This is a genomic window from Labrys sp. HAY1-8F (genome assembly GCF_056754975.1).
Genome location: NZ_JBPGWZ010000002.1, coordinates 769,948 through 788,347 on the forward strand (window position 1 = coordinate 769,948; position 18,400 = coordinate 788,347).

Below are 18,400 nucleotides of genomic sequence, written 5' to 3' on the forward strand. Positions count from 1 at the left end.
TCTCAGCGCAAGGGCAATCTCTTGTAGCGGCCCGGCTCCTCCGGGTCATGATGCTGGCTGTAGGGGCCCTCCTCCAGGAACAGCTTGTGGCAGAAGGCGAGCTTGTCTTTCGACAAGGTGACGCCCAGTCCAGGCCCCTCCGGCACGGCGACGAGATTGTCGATCGGTGCGAAGACGCCTTCTTCCACCACGTCGTAGGGCTGCATGCGGAACAGCGACTGGCTGGGCTCGCGCAGATGGGAGAAGGCAGCGCTGAGATGCAGATAGACGGCGCTGCCGATGCCGGTATTGGCGCTGTAGCACCAGAAATCGATGCCCATCGCTTCGCAGGCACCGATGAAACGCACCGTGCGACCGATGCCGCCATGCACATTGACGTCGGTAACGATGGCATCGGGAACGCCGAGCGCCACCGCCTTCTGGATATCGACATTGTGTCCGGAGAACGGAATGGCGGTGTGCCGGCGCAAGCTCGCCATCTCCTCGAAGGTGGCGCAGGGCTCCTCCCAGTTGCGGATGTCGAGATCCTCGATACGGCTGGCAATGCGTTTGGCCTCGGTCACCGAATAGGCCATGTTCGAATCGATGCGGATGATCGCATCGGGTCCGAGCTGCCGGCGCATCAGCCGGAGCGCCTCGATGCTGGGCTCCGGATCGCGGGTGCAGAGCTTGCCCTCGAAGATGGTGGTGCCGAACCGCTCCTTCAGGCCAACGCAATATTCCGCCACGGCTTCCGGCGTGAGCTCGCCACCCCTGCCGTTCCTGGCCTGGCGGAAGCCGAAATAATCGGCGAAGGCGATCTTCTTGCGCACGGCTCCGCCGAGCAGGTCGTAGAGCGGGCGCCCAGCCGCCTTGCCCTTGATATCCCACAGCGCCGTCTCGATGGCGGCGAAAGCCCTGATCGAGGCGAAGTCGATAGTGGAGGTCACGCCGCGCCAGCTCGGCAGGCAGATGAGTTCGGCGCCGGCGATGTCGTGGGCGTCGCGCCCGATCAGGGCAGGCGCCATCCGCTCGACGATGGCGCAGGCGAGCCAGGAGGCCGCTTCGCCGAGCCCGGTGAGGCCCTCGTCCGTCTCCACCTCGACCACGCAACGCGAGGACCCCGGCAGCCAGCCGAAAGACCACCAATAGGGTGCCTCGATCGGCAGGTTGATCGGCGTGGCACGGATGGCGGTGATCTTCATGGGATGGGGCCCTGGCGGTGGCGGGGGAAGAATCTGTGGCTTGGATGGGAGTGATTGGCAAGGGCATTGGAGCGCGGACATCCTGTCTGCTCTTGATCCTGTCTGCGAAGTGTTTCCAAGAGTGGGCTGGAAGTCCGCGCTCGCAGGTCACTCTAATCGCCGGCGGAACAGCCAGCTGGCCGCCGCCAGCGAAACGGCTGCGATGACAGCCATCGGCCAGGTGTTGGCCACCACCGCCTCCAGAGGCAGGTCGCGCAGGAACACACCCTTCACGATCACCAGGAAATAGCGCAGCGGGTTGATGACCGTGATCGGCTGCAGCCAGGCCGGCATGTTCTCGATCGGCGTGGCAAAGCCGGAGAGCAGCATGGCCGGCACCAGGAAGAGAAAGGCTCCGAGGATGGCTTGCTGCTGGGTGGTCGACAGGGCCGAGATGAACAGGCCGATGCCAGCCACGGCGAGGAGATAGAAGACCGCGCTGCCATAGAGCAGCAGCAAGGAGCCCCGCAGCGGCACCCCGAAGATCATGACGGCAGCCACGATATAAACGGTCAGATGGAAGGTCCCGATCAGCATGGGCGGCAGCACCTTGCCCAACAGGATCTCGTGCGTGCGCAACGGAGAGACCATGAGCTGGTCGAAGGTGCCGAGTTCCCGCTCGCGCGCGATCGACAAGGCCGTGACGATCAGCCCGATCAAGAGCGCGATGGCGGCTACCAGATTGGGCACCATGAACCATTGGAAGGTCAGGTTCGAATTGAACCAGTTGCGCACGACCACGTCGATGGCCCGACCGCCGGCAGCCTTGCCAAGGGCGGTGTCGGCGCCGAGGCCGGAGGTGATCTGGTTGAGATAACCTGCCACGATCTGGGAGGCATTGGACTTGCGGCCATCGAGGACGAGGCCGAGATCGGCCGGCCGACGCGCCTCGATATCGCGGGAAAAGGTTGGGCCGATCTCGATGGCAGCAATGACCTCCTGCCTGTCGATGGCGGTGCGCAGCTCTAAGGGATCCTGCGTGCGGCGGACGGAGCGGAAGGTGGGCGAGCCCTCGACGCGTCGGATCAGCTCCTGGCTCCAGGCGCCGTTGTCGCGGTTGAGCACGAGAAGGTCGACATTCTTCACCTCCAGCGTGGCGGCGAAGGAAAACACCAGGAGCTGGAGGATGGGTGGCACCACCAGGATGATGCGGCTCTTGGGATCCCGCAGGATCCCCAGCAACTCCTTGATGATCAGGGCCCTGAGGCGCACCAGTCCCATCTCAGCCGATCCTCTTGCGGGTGCTGCGGGCCGCAGCCAGGAAGAAGACGAAGCCGATGAACAGCATCACCGCGATGGCCTTGAGGAACATCGGCCAGATGTCACCGGCCAGGAATACCGATTGCAGGCTGGGGATCAGATAGCGCACGGGCAGGATCAAGGTGATCCACTGGATCACCCGAGGCATCGAATTGATCTCGAACAGGAAGCCCGACAGCAGGAAAGCCGGAAGGAAGGCCGAGATCAGCGCGAGCTGCGAAGCCAGGAACTGGTTCTTGGTGGCGGCTGAGATCAGGAGCCCCTGCCCCAGTGCCGGGATGAGGAAACTGGCCGACAAGGCATAGAGCGCCAGCAGCGAGCCCCGGAAAGGCACGCCGAACAGGAGGACCGCCACCAGCACGCACAGGGTCATAGAAGCCAGGCCAAGCAGGAAATAGGGTATGAGCTTGCCGGCCAGCAACTCGGCGGCACTGACGGGCGTCGCCATCATCGCTTCCATGGTGCCGCGCTCCCATTCGCGGGCCACCACCAGCGAGGTCAGCAGCGTGCCGATCAGCGCCATGACGATGGCGATGGAACCTGGAACCAGGAAGTTGCGGCTGGTCAGCTCCGGGTTGAACCAGAAACGCTGTTGCACCTCGATCGCCGGTTGACCGAAACCTCGCTCGCCCCCTCGAATCACCGCCCAGCTGGCGATGACGCCGCGGGCATAGTTCTGCACGAAATTCGCATTGTTCGGATCCGAGCCATCGACCAGAATCTGGATAGCCGGTCCGGTGGCGGAGGCGAAGTCGGCGGCGAAGGTCGAGGGAATGACGATAATGCCCCTGATCCGCCCCACGATCAGGTCCTCTTCGAATTCGCGCCGGTCATGCCCCTGCCTGACTTCGAAATAGCCCGAGGCCTGAAAGCTTGCGGCGATGTCGCGGGTCAGCGGCGATGGATCCTCGAGGACCAGTCCCACACGGGTGCGGGTGGCGTCCAGCGAAACGCCGTAGCCGAAGAGGAAGAGCAGGATCAGGGGCAGCACGAAGGCGATCAGGATGGAGCTGGGATCGCGGACGATCTGATAGCTTTCCTTGCGCACCAGGGCGGCGAAGCGCGACAGCCGGGCGGAACGGTCCGCCGCGACGGATGGCCGCGCGGTTTCCTCGGCCGCAGTTGAGGGCGCTGGTTTGTCCTCGCTCATGCCGCCTTCGCCTCCGAACCCTGCACGAGCGCGACGAAGGCGTCCTCCATGGTCGGATCGGGATTGGCGGCATCGGCAACCTGTGCCTTGAGTTCGTCAGGCGAGCCCAGCGCAATCGAGCGCCCGCGATAGATCAGCGAAATCCGGTCGCAATATTCGGCCTCGTCCATGAAATGGGTGGTGACCAGCACGGTCACGCCCTTCTCGACGAGCGCGTTGATATGGGTCCAGAATTCGCGCCGCGTGATCGGGTCGACCCCCGATGTCGGCTCGTCGAGAAAGAGCGCTTCCGGCTCGTGCATGACGGCGCAGGCAAGCGCCAGGCGCTGCTTGAGGCCGAGCGGCAGATCCTTGGCGGACATGCCTCTTCGCGGGCCGAAATCGAAGATCTCGGTCATCAGTTCAATGCGTTCGCGCTTGCGAGCGCCGGTCAGGCCATAGACGCCAGCAAAAAAGGCGAGGTTCTGCGCCACGCTGAGATCGCCATAAAGCGAGAATTTCTGGGCCATGTAGCCCAGGCGATTGCGGGCCTCGGCCGAGTCGCGCCTGAGGTCGAAGCCGGCGACGCGCCCCTCGCCGCCCGTGGGCTTGAGCAAGCCGCACAGCATCTTGAAGGTGGTGGACTTGCCGGCACCGTTCGGCCCCAGCAACCCGAAGATCTGGCCACGCGGGATCTCGAAGGAAATATCCTGCGCCGCAGCGAAATCGCCGAAATGCTTGGTCAACCCCCGCGCCTCGATCACGGGTTGCCCCTCCTCGACGGGCAGCGTCCGCGCCGCCTCGGCAAGCCGCGAGCGTCCGCCGGGGCCGCCCCCGAGCAGATCGACGAAGGCATCCTCGAAGCGCGGCTGTGTCGGCTGCGGCTTTGCACGAGCACCCGCGGCGCGTGCAGCCTCCTCGGCAAAGCCCGCCCCGGCCGCCGTTACCAGCCGGATGGCCTGGCCCTGAATGACGCCATCGACGATCCCCGGTACCGCGAGCGCCCGCGACAGCGCCGGACGGCGTCGGCCCTCGATATCGCCGAGACGGAACACGCGGCCCTCGACCTTGCTGGTGAGTTCGGAGGGAACTCCGGCAAACAGCAGCTTGCCCCGATTCAATAGCAGCACGCGGTCGCAGGCCTGGGCCTCGTCGAGATAGGCGGTGGACCAGACCACGCCGATGCCCTCATGAGTCAGATCCTCCACCATCTTCCACAGATCGCGCCGCGAAATCGGGTCGACGCCCACCCCCGGCTCGTCGAGCAGCAGCAGGCGCGGCTTCTTGAGGAGCGCGCAGGCCAGGCCCAGCTTCTGCTTCATGCCGCCAGAAAGCTGGCCGGCCAGGCGACTAGTGAAGGGGCCGAGATCGGTGAAGGCCAGCAATTCCTCGAAGATGGCGGCCCGCTCGCTCTTGGGCAGCCCGCGCAGATCGGCATAGAGATCGAGATTCTCCTGCACCGACAGGTCCTCATAGAGACCGAAGCGCTGGGGCATGTAGCCGATCGCCGCCTGGATCGAAGCCGCATCGCGGGCGGTGTCGAAGCCGAGCACCTGCAGGCGGCCCTCGTCAGGCAGCATCAGGCCCGTCATCAGGCGGATCAGCGTGGTTTTTCCGGCGCCGTCGGGGCCGACCAGCCCGGTGATCTCGCCCGGCCGGATCGAAGCCTCGATGCCGTCGAGCGCCTGGATCGTTACGCCGAAGCGTTTGCTGACGCCGCAAATCTGGACGACTGCGTCGGTCATATCGGTGCCTTTCAGGGCTTGCCGCCTTGCTCGGCAGCCATATCGGCGAGGCGCACCGTCACCGGCATGCCCTGCAGGAGCGCACTGTCCGGCTCGTCGACCACGATGCGCAGGCGATAGACCAGATCAGTGCGCAGTTCCGGTGTCTCCACCGTCTTCGGCGTGAATTCGGCGACCGGCGAGACGAAGCCCACGCGCCCCTTGTAGCGCTTGGCCGGATCGGTATCCGAACGCACCTCCACCATCGTGCCGGTATGGACGCGGCCGAGATGGGTTTCCGCAATGAAGGCCCGGATCCAGACAGGCTTGGTGAGCGACAGCACGAAAGCGATGTCGTTGGGGGCCAGGATCGCTCCCTTCTCGCGGACACGGGAAAGAATGACGCCATCGGCCGGCGCGACCAGGATGGTGTCGGCGGTGGTCGTCCGGGCCGAAGCAAGGTTGGCCTCGGCCGCCTCCAGGCTGGCCTTGGCGGCGGCGATATCCTCGGCGCGCGTGCCCTCCTGCAACAGTGCCAGGGCTTCCCTGGCCGCGTTCACCCGGGCCAGCGCCGCATCGCGCGCCGCGATCGCCTGGTCAAGCCCGCCCTGCGAGACGGTGCCGCTCGGCCGGAGCTGGAAGGAGCGGGTGTAGCTCTGTTCGGCATTGATGAGATCGGCCTGGCGTTCGGCGAGAACGGCCCTGGCCTGTGCGATCTCGGAGGCGCGTGGGCCGGCTTCCAGCTTGGCGAGCGTGGCGCGCTGGCCGGCCGCCTGCGCCTGCGCCACCTCGACCAGGTCCTGGTAAGGCCTGTTGTCCAGCCGGGCGAGCGTATCGCCCGCCTTCACGCTATCGCCTTCGTCCACCAGGGTTTCGGCGAGCTTGCCGCTGACGCGAAAGCCGAGCTGCACCTGGCGGATATCGACATTGCCGTAGAGGACCAGCTCTTTCTCCGCGCGTTCGACCCAGCCCATGCGCTGGGGCAGATCGAACCACCAGGCAGCGAGCGCACCACCGGCGAGTGCCAGCAGAACGATGGGAACGGCAGCCTTCTTCATGAACGGCCTCCTTCCGCAGCAAGGGCAGCGACGAGTTCACCGGCATGGCTCCGCACGGTTTCCACCTCGTCGGCACCGATGGTGTCCCAGGCGAGATGGCGCTTCACGGCCGCATGCGCGACCCGGAAAACCATCAGGCCGCCAAGCAGAGAAAGGGTGCGCAGCTTGACGTGACGAGTAAGCCCATTCTCGCCCAGCACGATGCCCACCAGCATGCTCGCCGCCTCGAGCATGGGCTTCATCACCTGCGCGAAGATACGTTCGAAAGCCTCGGTCGGCTCCATCTGCTCACGGATGAGGAAGCGCGCCAGCGGCTCGGATATCGGCCCGATGAACAGGACTGCCATGGCCTGCGCCAGCTCGGTCAGAAAAGCCTGGGCCTCCTGCCGATCGATGGTCGTGCCCCCGCCCGTGGCTTCGGCGAGGCGCGCTCGGATGCGCCCTCCCAAGCCGCCAACATGGGATGAAATCAGGCTGGCGATATGATCGGCCGTGGCAACGTAGAGCCCTTCCTTGCTGCCGAAATAATAGGGAATCGCCTGCAGGTTGACGCCGGCGGCATCCGCCAGCATGCGCGTCGAAGCGCCGTCGAAGCCATAGCGACCGAACACGCCGATCGACGCATCGAGCAGCTTCTCGCGGGTTGCATCACCGCGGCCGCTCGGGGCCGGAGGAGCGGATTGTTTCTTGACCATGACGCAACTCATAGTCGAAGTTCGGTTTTCAGTCAATCGATTGAATTATACTGCCCGATACAAATTGCGGCCTTCGAAAATGACACAATGAAACCGCCGGATATCGATGCATCGATATCCGGCGGCGAACGTCTCAGAGATTGAAGCAGCCTGGTCTTGCCGATCAGAACCGGAGGCTGAACTTGCCCGATACGTTCTGGTCGAAACTGCCCCGGCGTGCGAACTGGCCGCCATAGGCCACGCTCAGCGTCGCCGACTGGCTGAGGGCAAGATCGAGCCCGGCCCTGGCCACGAGGGCGTTTTCGGCAATCGGCACGCCCTCCACACCGAACGGCGTGCCGCCGTCGAACGCGAACGTTCCGTGCGGCGTGGTATCGCCGAAGGCGTGGCGCCAGCCGAGCGTGGCACTGACGCGCGCCGTCAGGCTGGCGAGTTCGAAGTCGGTGGAGGCCCGCAGCCCCAGCGTGCTGAAGGTGACGTCCGTATTGGAGGACGATGCCGCAAGCGCCGCATTGCCGCCGCGCTCATGGAAGCTATCTGCGCGCAGATCGAGGAAAGCGAGATTGGCGAAGGGTTCGAAACCAACGACGCCGAAGCGCAGATTATAGCCGGCCTCGCCAAAAACCTGTGCCGTGCCGGCCCGGTAGTCGGCATTGATGCCCTGCCCGGCCGCCACGCGGCTGGTGGAGATGTCGTGCCAGGTGTAGAAGGCGCCCGCACGCAGGGCGAGCTGACCCACCATCGTGCCGGCATAGAGGCCCAGGTGGTAGTTGTCGCTGTCGCCGCTGCCCAGGCCCCGGGTGCTGAAGCTGGTACGGCTATAGCCTGCCAGTGCACCGAGCCGCACATCCGTCTCGCCGAGCGATATGGGCGCATCGGCGCCAAACAGGAAACCGCCGCTGTTGCGCGTCATGCCGGCAGCGTTGCCGGTGCTGCCGGTACGCCCCCAGGAGCCGAAACCCTGCCCCCAGACAGAAAGCCCGTCTGCCGCAGGAGGCGCTACCGGTGAAGGCGAACCCGCAGGCGCAGTCGAATTGCCGAGCGAGGCAAACTGCATGGGCATGACCGAAGCCGCGCCGCTCCCCGTCGTCGGCAGGCCCGCTGCCGCCGTCGTCTCGAAAGCCGAACGCAAGCGATCGGTTGCCATGGCGCCCAACTGGCTGTCACCTTCGATCAGGGCAGTCCGTGCGGAAACATTCACCTCGCCCGACAGCGAAGCCAGGTGACCGGCCAAATCGGCACCGGTATTGGCCACCAGGAAGTCATCGAAGAGGGCATTCCCCCTTCCCAGCGATTCCAAGCCGGCCGCGGCAGCCCGCTGATTGAATGTCCGGCCGACGCTCGCAAAGCTGCGATCGTTGCGGCCGATGGTCATTGTTACTTGGGTGGGGTCATAGCCGAAGCTGGCCCCGAGGAAGGCGTAGTCCGGCAGAGCGCCCTCGAAGCGTCCGCTGACACCGCCTTCGGCGGTCAGGATGGTGTATTCCTTGCCATAAAGCGCGAGCAACTGCTCCTTGCTCAACAGGCCATTACCGCCCTGGGCACCGATCAGGACGGTGCCGCCGTCCAGCGTCGCCTTGCCGGTCACCGCGATCCGGTCCGCCCTGTCGCCGGCACCGACATCCACCTGGTAATAGCTGCCCTGCCCGAAGCGGGCATCGCCCTTCACCATCAGCACGCCGGCCCCGGTCGGGGTGACCAGGCCGCCCGACTTGGCGTCGAGGCCGCCGATGATGCCGCTGCCGCCAAGCACCGCGCCCCGGTCGATGGTCACCGACGAGGTCAGCGAGCCATCGACCACCAGTGTTCCCTGCTTCACCTGGGTCGGTCCCGCATAGGTGCCCGTGCCGGTGAGGCGAAGCCCGCCCGCCCCGAGCTTGGTGAGGCCGCCCTCGCCCGTGATCGTCTGGCCCAAAGTTACGGCATTGCCCGCGCTGGCAATGTCGAGCGTCCCGCCGGCGCCCTCGAGCACCAGGGCCCGATCGAGACCGTGCATGTCGTTGCCGATGATGCGCAGCGTGCCATCGGCAAGCCGGAGCTTGGCCTGCGAAGTGCCGAGTGCCGCATCCTCCTCGACGATGAGAACGCTCTTGTCCTTGACCAGCGTCTCCCCGATGAAGGAATGGTCGTCGATGCAATACTCGCGGATCGCCTGCTGGAAGCGCGGATCCTTGCTTGCGCAATCCAGCAGGGTCTTCTTCTCCTCCAGTGTCAGCCCGGCGAGAATCGGATTGCCGTTCGCATCGGCGATCTGTCCGAGATAGACGTCCCTGCGCATATTGTTGCGGGTGAGGAAGAACGCCTTGCCGTCCTTGTCGAAGGTATTGGCCTCCTCGCCCCAAACCAGGCGTGTCTTGTCAGGCTGTGGGCCGCCAGCGGTCTCGGTGTAGGTCTGAAGGGCAGGACCGATCCATTTGATCTCATGGGCTACCGGCTCATGGTCGGATATCGGTGCTTTCGTGCCATCGGGCTTGGTTACATACACATCCTTGATGACCCCCAAATAGGGATCGTTCGGGTCGTCGGCGAGAACATACCATTTGCCAAAGGGACGTGAGGCCAGGAAGTGGTCGATCTTGGTGCGATCCCAGCTCTGCCAGGTGTTGGTATCGTCCTCCCCGGCAGAGGGCCAGGTCGAACTGCCGTCGTTGAAATCATGCGGCTTGTAGCGCTCACGCTCGGCTTCCGTTTGAAGAAGCATATATTGCTTCTTGAGGAGGTTCATCGTCACCGGTTGATTGTCGGCGACCGGATGGGTCTCGTCCTTGAACGCGATGCCCTTGGTCTGGGCATCGAGTGCGATGATTTCCTCCCATTGCCGCCAGCTCATCTGGCTGATGCTGGTGATGCCCGGATATTTGCTCCTGTTGGCATCGAAATAGGCCTGGATGACGCTGCGATATTTCTCCTTGCCCTTGCCACCGGACCGCATGTCGTCGAAATATTCCTGGGCCTTGGCAAGCTGGTCAGAGCCCAGATATTCCTCCCTCAGCTTCTTGTAGAGCGCATTGTCTCCATAGGAGCCGACGACATATCCGGCAAACAGATAGGACTGTTGTGCCGCGCTGTGCAGCCCGCGCTCAGCGACGTCGCCCGCATTGAAATCACCCAGGAGGATGACAGGGCGCGAAGACGTCTTCGCCCAGTCATTGAGAGCCTGGGCTTCCTTGACGCGCCCCTGCGAGCCGTCGCTGTAGTCGAGATGGACGGTGCCGACCAACGTCTCCGGCCGCCCTCCCTGCTGACCGGTTACCGTGTAGCTGATGTTGCGCCCTTGCGTGGAAATGCCCGGCAGAACATAGGTGCCAAAGCTTCCCGGCAGCCGAGATATGACGCCGACATCCCCGATCTGGACCTTCCCATAGGTTCCCAGACCTGCCTCTTCGAGGAAGCCGGGAATATCGGAAACGTATCGGCTGCCGTTGACTTCCTGCATGCCAAGGATGTCGAAATTAGCCTTGGTCATGAAGTCGGCTACGACTTCTGGATTCTGCTTGAACTGATTCCAGATGTTCAGCGTCATGATCCGCAGCGTGCCGTCATCCCGGGCCAGGCTCGGCGTCGACGCCAAGGCGCACAGCGCAACCCCGCACAGCAAACGCGCACCAATGCCGAAAAACCTGAACCGACATGTGCGACCGCCATCCCCAATAGCCATTGAACTACCCCCATAAAATCAATCATGCGGGGCGGCCGTGACCGGATCTGCTCAGAAGCATCCAGCTTGATCAAAGCAACATTTTGCCGCCCACATTGTCCGTGGTGGCACACGCAAATGTCATGTTTATTACAATTTATCGGACCTGCGCTGCTAAAGGTACGCTCGGAGCTGCTATCGCATTGGAAGAGCAGCTCGAAAAATAGCCACCATCGAAAGAAAACAAATAAAAATCTCACGCTAGACTCGACTTGGACCCCCTAGCTTCGCTCAAAGATGGAGTTAGGCAGGGAAGTAAAAATGTTGCTTTATTGACATTTTTGTCGCTCCCCTTCGTTGGCTGCAGAACGCAAAAGGCTCCACGACGTCGCATCGGATAATGCCGGGGATCACCGACGTTTCCGGACGACATTTTCCTTGAAACATTTCCGCGGGGATGGACATTGGATCCAAGGCGAAACAAAGCAGGCCAGATGACGCAGCTCGACGAATATGCGCTTGGCGACGGCACCAAGAAATCGAATCGGCAAGCCGAGCTGCTGCAGCTGCTCGAGCGCAGCCATTATCTTTCGATCGAGGAAATCGCCGAACGCTTTGCCGTGACAACCCAGACTGCCCGTCGGGATATCATCGCGCTGGAAGCCACCGGCCAGGTGCGTCGCCTGCATGGTGGGGCCACGATCGCCACACCGGTGGACGCCGTTACCCGCCGCCAGCGGCGTATCGAAAACGCCTCCCTGAAGGCCCGGGTGGCTGCTCTCGTCGCCCAGGTCGTTCCAGACGGGGCAGCGATCTTCATGGACACCGGAACGACCTGCGAAGCGATCGCCTACGCGCTGCTGCAGAGGCGAGACCTTAGGATCGTCACCTATAGCCTGCGTGTGGCCACCATTTTCAGCGAGAATTCCAATTTCGCCTTGGCGATTCCCGGCGGCTTCGTGCGGCCGGTGGATGGTGGCGTCTTCCGCGAGGATACGGCAGACTATATCCGCCGCTTCAAATTCGACTACGCCGTGATCTCGGTCAGCGGCATCGACCAGGCCGGCGACATCTGTGACGACGACTATGCCGAGGTCTCGGCCGTCACTGCCGCCTTGGCGCAAACCGAGCGCACCATCCTGGCCGTGGACAGCACGAAATTCGGCAAAAGGGCGCTGGTCAGGCTCGGCTCGCTCGAGGATGTCGACATCCTGGTCAGCGACGACATTCCCGCCGCTTTTCGCGAGAGGGTGTACCGAAGCGGTGTCGAGACCCATGTCGCATCCGCTGCGGCACAGGATGCCGCCGTCGAGTCCTAGAGCATCGTAACGAGAAGATGGCGTCGGTCTTCGGCGTAACGATGCGAGAATGAAGACCTAGCTCACCGCATCACCAAGCAGACCAGCTCGCTGGATCTCGAGCGGCTCGCCGAGGCGCTTGCTTTGGATTGGAGTGTCAATCTCCAGATTGACATCCTTCAACGAATAAGGGCGCGAAACGTTGCCCGCTTCGCGCCCGATCGATTTTCATCAGCCCCCTTGCGGGAAAGAGCCTACTCCGCGCCAGCCGGTGCGTCGGGCTCGCGCTGCGGCGGTCCCTTCGGCTTGGCCTTCGGCTTCTTGGCCGAGGCCTGGCTGTTGTCCGCCACCACCGGCTCGGGCTTGGGCTTGGCCGGACCGGCCGGATATTCGAAGCCCAGTTCCTGCCTGCCCTCTTCGTTGGTGACAACAGTTACGCGCACGGCGCCGCCCGACTTCAGCCGGCCGAACAGCACCTCGTCGGCCAGCGGCGTCTTGATCGCCTGCTGGATCAGGCGAGCCATCGGCCGGGCGCCCATGAACTCGTCATAGCCATTGGCAACCAGCCAGGTGCGGGCATCGTTGGAGAGCTCCACCGCGACATGGCGATCGGCAAGCTGGACTTCGAGCTGCGCGATGAACTTGTCGACGACCTGGCTGACGATCTCCTGCGACAGATGGTCGAAGGCAATGGTCGCATCCAGGCGGTTGCGGAACTCCGGTGTGAACAGACGGTTGATCGCCTCAGTGTCGTCGCCCTCACGCTTGTTCTTGGTGAAGCCGAAGGCCGCCCTGGCCAGATCGGACGCACCGGCATTGGTCGTCATGATCAGGATCACGTTGCGGAAATCGACACTCTTGCCGTTGTGATCGGTAAGCTTGCCGTGATCCATCACCTGCAACAGGATGTTGAACAGGTCCGGATGGGCCTTCTCGATCTCGTCCAGCAGCAGCACGCAATGCGGGTTCTGGTCGATACCGTCGGTGAGCAGACCGCCCTGGTCGAAGCCGACATAGCCGGGAGGCGCACCGATCAGGCGCGACACCGTGTGGCGCTCCATATATTCGGACATGTCGAAGCGCAGCAGGTTGATGCCGAGCACCGAGGCGAGCTGGCGGGCGACTTCGGTCTTGCCGACGCCCGTCGGGCCCGAGAACAGGTAGTTGCCGATCGGCTTTTCCGGGTCGCGCAGTCCGGCACGGGCCAGCTTGATCGCCGCCGAAAGCTGCTTGATCGCCTTGTCCTGCCCGTAAACAACCCTTTTCAGGTTGGTCTCCAGGTTCCTCAGCGTCTCGGTATCGTCCTTCGACACGGTCTTGGGCGGGATGCGCGCCATGGTGGCGATCGTCGCCTCGATCTCCTTGACGCCGATCGTCTTCTTGCGCCGGCTTTCGGTCACCAGCATCTGCGAAGCACCGGTTTCATCGATGACGTCGATCGCCTTGTCCGGCAGCTTGCGGTCATTGATGTATTTGGCCGAGAGCTCCACCGCCGCCTTGATGGCGTCGTTGGTGTAGCGCAGCTTGTGATACTCCTCGTAATAGGGCTTGAGGCCCTTGAGGATCTCGATGGTGTCGGGGATGGAGGGCTCGGCCACGTCGATCTTCTGGAATCGGCGTACCAGGGCCCGGTCCTTTTCGAAATATTGGCGGTATTCCTTGTAGGTGGTCGAGCCGATGCAGCGCAGCAGGCCGGCGGCCAGGGCGGGCTTGAGCAGGTTGGAGGCATCCATGGCACCGCCCGAGGTGGCGCCGGCGCCGATCACCGTGTGAATCTCGTCGATGAACAGGATCGCGCCCGGATAGGCCTCGATCTCCTTCACCACCTGCTTGAGGCGCTCCTCGAAATCGCCGCGATAGCGCGTGCCGGCAAGCAGCGTGCCCATGTCGAGTGCGAACACGGTGGCGCCCAGCAGCACCTCCGGCACGTCGCCTTCGATGATGCGGCGCGCGAGGCCCTCGGCGATCGCCGTCTTGCCGACGCCGGGATCACCGACGAAGAGCGGATTGTTCTTCTGCCGCCGGCAGAGCACCTGGATGGTGCGCGTGATTTCGCTGTCGCGCCCGATCAGCGGGTCGATCTTGCCGTCCCGGGCCTTCTTGTTGAGGTTGACGCAATAGGCATCGATGGCGTCCTGCTTCTTCTTGGACGCCTCCTCGCCATTGGCCGTCGTCTTGGGGCTGTCGCCATCGGCCTCGTCGACGCCGCGCGGCGCCTTGGCTTCCGACAGGCCGGCGCGCTTGGCGATGCCGTGCGAGATGTAGTTCACGGCGTCATAGCGCGTCATGTCCTGCTCCTGCAGGAAATAAGCGGCATGGCTCTCGCGTTCGGCGAAGATTGCCACCAGCACGTTGGCGCCGGTGACTTCCTCGCGGCCCGAAGACTGCACGTGAATGACGGCGCGCTGGATGACGCGCTGGAAACCCGCGGTCGGCTTGGCGTCGTCCCGGCCGTCCGAAACCAGGTTCTCCAGTTCGGTATCGATATATTCGACCAGGTTGCGCCTGAGGATGTCGAGATCGACATTGCAGGCCCGCATCACAGCGGCCGCGTCCTGATCCTCGATCAGGGAGAGCAACAGATGTTCGAGAGTCGCATATTCGTGATGGCGCTGATTGGCGGCGGCCAGAGCGCGATGGAGGGACTGTTCGAGGTGTCTTGAAAAGGATGGCACGATCAGTTCCTCACTTTTCTTCCATGACGCATTGCAGCGGATGCTGATGCTTACGGGCAAAATCCATGACTTGAGTCACCTTGGTCTCCGCGACCTCATAGGTGTAAATGCCGCACTCTCCCACGCCATTGTGGTGAACATGCAGCATGATGTGGGTGGCACCGTCGCGATCCTTGTTGAAGAAGCGCTCCAGCACCTCGATGACGAACTCCATCGGAGTATAATCGTCATTCAGCAACAGGACCCGGTAGAGTTTCGGGCGTTTGGTCGCCGGCCGCGTCTTGGTGATCACGGCCGCATTAGTACCCTCACCGCCACCTGGAGCTCGGGGCTCGCGGGCCATGCCGATCAAGGGAGACGGCCTGTGCGCGGCGCTCACTGCAATATCCAGAATCGTTGAATCTTCCATTTCGACAACTGCAATCGCCTGCAGCCTAACATGATCTCGACGAGGAAAAAGGCTTCCACGAACTGAATTTATGATCGCACCCGACTTTCCGCTAGTGCAACAACGCGCAATAATAGGATCCATGCTCTCAACGGCCGGTGAAGTGCCTCTTTTTCATTCATTCTCAACCAATCGGACAATCATGCGACCAAAATGCCGCGCCGGCTGGGCACTTAACCGATCCGTAACCGCGTCCGCCTAGGTTCGTTGACTGTGTCGTCCCTGCAGCGGCACGGTGAGACTGCCTCCTCCCCGCAAGGGGATGGGGTGAGCCCCGGACGAAGGGCGAAAGAGACCACCGGTCTCGCAGGGACATGTAATGGACGGTGCTGTCGCGCCGGTGAGTATTGGGGACTTTGCATGCTATCGCGTTGGATCGGGGGCGGACTGGCCCGGACCACCACAATGGTTGCAGCCGGTTTGGTAGTATTTACGACAACCCTGGCCTTCCATCCGGATGAAGCGGATGCGCGCCGCCGCGGCCATCATGCCGCTCCGGCGCAGAAGACTGTTAAACATGTGCGCAGCAAGCGCGTTCGCGCGGAATCGGCTGCTTCGGCCATCCCCGCCGACATGCGCAACAATCCGCGCTACGCCGCCATCGTGGTCGACGTGAAGACCGGCCGCACGCTCTATGAGGCCGCCCCCGAAGCACTGAGGCATCCGGCCTCCATCACCAAAGTGATGACGCTCTATCTCCTGTTCGAACAATTGCAGGCCGGCCGGCTTTCGATGGCAACCGAACTTCCGGTTTCCGCCCACGCCGCCTCCCAGTCCCCGACCAAGCTCGGCCTGCGCCCGGGCCAGACCATTCGCGTCGACGATGCCATCAAGGGCATGGTGACGCGCTCGGCCAACGACGCCGCCGTGGTGGTGGCCGAAGCCCTCGCCGGCTCGGAAAGCAATTTCGCCGCCTATATGACCCGCAAGGCTCGCGCTCTCGGCATGGCGCGCAGCACCTTCGTGAACGCTTCCGGCCTGCCCGACGACCGGCAGATCACCAGCGCCCACGACCTCGCCATCCTCGGCATGGCCATCCAGAAGCGCTTCCCGCAATATTACCGCCTGTTCTCGACCCGCAGCTTCGTCTATCGCGGGCGGCCGATCCCGGGCCATAATCGCCTGCTCGGTTCGGTGGAAGGCGTCGACGGCATCAAGACGGGCTACACCAATGCCAGCGGCTTCAACCTCCTGACTTCCGTCAAGCGTAATGACCGGCAATTGGTCGCCGTGGTGATGGGCGGCCGCAGCGCTGCTTCGCGCGATGTCGTGATGCGCCGCCTGATCGATGCCTATCTGCCGGTCGCCTATGCCGGCAACGCCGTCGACCGCTCCGCTACACAGGTCGCCAGGGCAGAGCTCCCAAACGATGCCATGCCCGTGGCCGCGCCTCCGCGTCCGCCGGTTGTCCGCCCGGCCGTGGTCGCTGAAGCTCCGAAGGCCCGCCAGGCTGCCCCCGTGGCAGCACCGATGCCGCCAGAAATCGTCGGGGAAGCCTCTACTCCTGCTCCCCAGGGCCGCCCCCAGCCGGCTCCCGCCAGGCCGGTGATGGCCTTTGCCGCACCCAGCACCCCGAGCATGCGCTGGGTGCAGGGCCTCCAGCCGGTCACGACCGCGCCGGCCACGCCTCCCGTGCGGGCTGGTCAGAGCAGCGAAGCCAGCCCTGACACCACCGCGACGGTGCAGAATGTGCGCACCGTCGCCATCACCCGCGATTCGGTCGCCCTGGCTGCACCGCAGCGTAGCGGCTGGATCATCCAGATCGGCGCGACCGACAACGAAGGAGCGGCCCGGCAATTGCTGTCCAGCGCCAAGCTGGCCGGGAGCAAGGCGCTCTCTTCCGCCCGTCCCTTCACCGAGACGGTCAACCGCAATGGCTCGACCTTGTACCGGGCTCGCTTCGCCGGCTTCAGCGATCAGAACCAGGCCCAGTCGGCCTGCAGCACCCTCAAGGCTGCCTCTTTCGCCTGTGTCGCCGTGAAGCTCTGATCCTTTCGGCAAAGACCAAGCTTTGATCTCTTTCAGGCGCGGCCTCCCTCGGTAGGCCGCGCCTTTGCTTTGCGGGAATTGCGCTTTCACACACAACGCGAGGAAAGCAACACGGCGATAAACAAAGCGTGTTGCGATTTCATGGCGTCACAAGAAGGCGCAAAGACGCGTCAAAACACAGGATTGGAACAGACAGGCGTTCAGTCACGAACGCTTTGCTTTCAAACAAAAGGGTGTTTTCGCTGGAACGCGCTTTGCTCCTGGAAAACGCTATAGCCTTAATCGTTGCGTAACCATGTTCTGCGACGCTCAAGCATCGTCGGAACCGCCCAGTTCGGTGGAGTTAGCGTCCATGGCCTTCAAGAAGCATATCCCTGGCCCGGTTGACACGAGCAGCCATCTGCGTCGTGCCCCCCTTGTCGGGATGGATTTTCTTCATGAGCACCCGGTGCGCTCGACGAATTTCCTGGGCGCTCGCCCCCGGCTGCACCCCAAGGATCTGGTAAGCTTCCTGCTGGGTCATCGCGTCGGACGCCGGCGCTCCGAAGCCCCTCGCGTACGCGTCATCCTTGAAGTGTTCACGCCATCCGGCAAGCCGGCGGTCCAGATAAGCCTCAAGGATTGAACGGCCGACGAAATCCGCGGCAATCTCCGCGCGCAGTTCCATCAGTTCCCCCGGCTGCATGGCCGAAAGGCGCCGGCCTGAAAAGCGCCCGCGAATGACCTGCCCATCCACCGGCTGTCTGTTGCCATCCAGCATGATCACCAGATCCGCAGTGCGTACCGAACTCGGCCTCGCCGTCGATCCGGGAATGACACCTTCCGGCAATTGCGGCAGCCAGCCGCGCATGCCCGCGGCCAACAGCAGCAAGGGCAGCCCCATGCCCCAAACGCCGCGCGTCAGCAGATAAAGGCCGAAGGCAAAGGCGAGGAAACTGCCGCCGCGCCGCAACAAGCTGTCCAGAGCCGGGGTCTTCGACAACATGCCCGGCTTGAGGAACGGCCACAGGCAGAACAGCACCACGCATGCGAAAATAAGCTGGCCCACTTCTATCCGATCTGCGAAACAGCGATGAATCCAAATCTTGCCAGTTGAGCGTTCCGGGAGCAAAGCGCGTTTAAACGCAAACGTGGCTTTGCTCAAACTCTTTGGTTCCAGCCAATCCAACTGATTGGCTAAAAGCGTCTTTGCGATTCTCGGCGTAACCGCCAAATCGCAAGACGCTTTGGAGCCCTGGTCAAGCAAATGCGAAATGATGGATCT

12 protein-coding genes are annotated in these 18,400 nt (G+C 63.2%); 2 read left to right on the plus strand and 10 right to left on the minus strand.

Annotated features, from left to right (window positions below; all coding sequences use genetic code 11):
- Positions 1 to 2 precede the first annotated feature (2 nt).
- From ACR9ZN_RS12560 to ACR9ZN_RS12590, 7 genes are all read right to left on the minus strand, one after another.
- Entirely contained in the window at positions 3 to 1,184 is a 1,182-nt protein-coding gene (locus ACR9ZN_RS12560; RefSeq protein WP_454814199.1) for a mandelate racemase/muconate lactonizing enzyme family protein, read from the minus strand.
- Between the two features lie 147 nt (positions 1,185 to 1,331).
- Positions 1,332 to 2,444: an ABC transporter permease gene (locus ACR9ZN_RS12565; RefSeq protein ID WP_481272365.1), complete on the minus strand. Its 1,113-nt coding sequence runs from the start codon at positions 2,442 to 2,444 to the stop codon at positions 1,332 to 1,334.
- A gap of 1 nt (position 2,445) precedes the next feature.
- Entirely contained in the window at positions 2,446 to 3,633 is a 1,188-nt protein-coding gene (locus ACR9ZN_RS12570; RefSeq protein ID WP_481272366.1) for an ABC transporter permease, read from the minus strand.
- A complete protein-coding gene (locus tag ACR9ZN_RS12575; protein ID WP_454814202.1) occupies positions 3,630 to 5,357 on the minus strand; it encodes an ATP-binding cassette domain-containing protein in 1,728 nt (575 codons plus the stop codon). Before ACR9ZN_RS12575 ends, ACR9ZN_RS12570 begins: the two co-directional genes overlap by 4 nt.
- An 11-nt stretch (positions 5,358 to 5,368) precedes the next feature.
- A complete protein-coding gene (gene hlyD / locus ACR9ZN_RS12580; RefSeq protein WP_454814203.1) occupies positions 5,369 to 6,394 on the minus strand; it encodes a secretion protein HlyD in 1,026 nt (341 codons plus the stop codon).
- Positions 6,391 to 7,089, minus strand: coding sequence for a CerR family C-terminal domain-containing protein (locus ACR9ZN_RS12585; RefSeq protein ID WP_481272367.1), 699 nt, complete (start codon positions 7,087 to 7,089; stop codon positions 6,391 to 6,393). Before ACR9ZN_RS12585 ends, hlyD begins: the two co-directional genes overlap by 4 nt.
- Positions 7,090 to 7,252: 163 nt before the next feature.
- Entirely contained in the window at positions 7,253 to 10,660 is a 3,408-nt protein-coding gene (locus ACR9ZN_RS12590) for an autotransporter domain-containing protein (protein WP_481272368.1), read from the minus strand.
- Positions 10,661 to 11,220: 560 nt separating this feature from the next.
- Between ACR9ZN_RS12590 and ACR9ZN_RS12595 the strand changes: the two genes are divergently transcribed.
- Positions 11,221 to 12,045, plus strand: coding sequence for a DeoR/GlpR family DNA-binding transcription regulator (locus tag ACR9ZN_RS12595; RefSeq protein WP_454814206.1), 825 nt, complete (start codon positions 11,221 to 11,223; stop codon positions 12,043 to 12,045).
- A 233-nt stretch (positions 12,046 to 12,278) separates the two neighbouring features.
- Here the strand turns inward: ACR9ZN_RS12595 and clpA are convergent, their stop codons facing one another.
- Both clpA and clpS read right to left on the minus strand, forming a co-directional pair.
- Positions 12,279 to 14,699 (minus strand): ATP-dependent Clp protease ATP-binding subunit ClpA, encoded by a 2,421-nt coding sequence (clpA, locus tag ACR9ZN_RS12600; RefSeq protein ID WP_481272369.1) that lies wholly within the window; start codon positions 14,697 to 14,699, stop codon positions 12,279 to 12,281.
- A gap of 10 nt (positions 14,700 to 14,709) precedes the next feature.
- Complete coding sequence (gene clpS, locus ACR9ZN_RS12605) at positions 14,710 to 15,042, minus strand: ATP-dependent Clp protease adapter ClpS (RefSeq protein WP_082980075.1); 333 nt, start codon at positions 15,040 to 15,042, stop codon at positions 14,710 to 14,712.
- Between the two features lie 465 nt (positions 15,043 to 15,507).
- On the opposite strand from clpS, the gene ACR9ZN_RS12610 reads away from it, so the two are divergent.
- Complete coding sequence (locus tag ACR9ZN_RS12610; protein WP_481272370.1) at positions 15,508 to 17,136, plus strand: SPOR domain-containing protein; 1,629 nt, start codon at positions 15,508 to 15,510, stop codon at positions 17,134 to 17,136.
- A gap of 343 nt (positions 17,137 to 17,479) precedes the next feature.
- Here the strand turns inward: ACR9ZN_RS12610 and ACR9ZN_RS12615 are convergent, their stop codons facing one another.
- Positions 17,480 to 18,280, minus strand: a complete 801-nt coding sequence (locus tag ACR9ZN_RS12615) for a DnaJ domain-containing protein (RefSeq protein ID WP_481272371.1) — start codon at positions 18,278 to 18,280, stop codon at positions 17,480 to 17,482.
- Positions 18,281 to 18,400: the final 120 nt, after the last annotated feature.

Bases quoted from the DNA above. Each gene is read 5' to 3' on its own strand.
- ACR9ZN_RS12585 (WP_481272367.1), bottom strand. From the start codon at position 7,089: ATGGTCAAGAAACAATCCGCTCCTCCGGCCCCGAGCGGCCGCGGTGAT.
- ACR9ZN_RS12575 (WP_454814202.1), bottom strand. From the start codon at position 5,357: ATGACCGACGCAGTCGTCCAGATTTGCGGCGTCAGCAAACGCTTCGGC.
- ACR9ZN_RS12570 (WP_481272366.1), bottom strand. From the start codon at position 3,633: ATGAGCGAGGACAAACCAGCGCCCTCAACTGCGGCCGAGGAAACCGCG.
- hlyD (WP_454814203.1), bottom strand. From the start codon at position 6,394: ATGAAGAAGGCTGCCGTTCCCATCGTTCTGCTGGCACTCGCCGGTGGT.
- clpS (WP_082980075.1), bottom strand. From the start codon at position 15,042: ATGGCCCGCGAGCCCCGAGCTCCAGGTGGCGGTGAGGGTACTAATGCG.
- ACR9ZN_RS12595 (WP_454814206.1), top strand. From the start codon at position 11,221: ATGACGCAGCTCGACGAATATGCGCTTGGCGACGGCACCAAGAAATCG.
- ACR9ZN_RS12610 (WP_481272370.1), top strand. From the start codon at position 15,508: ATGCTATCGCGTTGGATCGGGGGCGGACTGGCCCGGACCACCACAATG.
- ACR9ZN_RS12565 (WP_481272365.1), bottom strand. From the start codon at position 2,444: ATGGGACTGGTGCGCCTCAGGGCCCTGATCATCAAGGAGTTGCTGGGG.
- ACR9ZN_RS12560 (WP_454814199.1), bottom strand. From the start codon at position 1,184: ATGAAGATCACCGCCATCCGTGCCACGCCGATCAACCTGCCGATCGAG.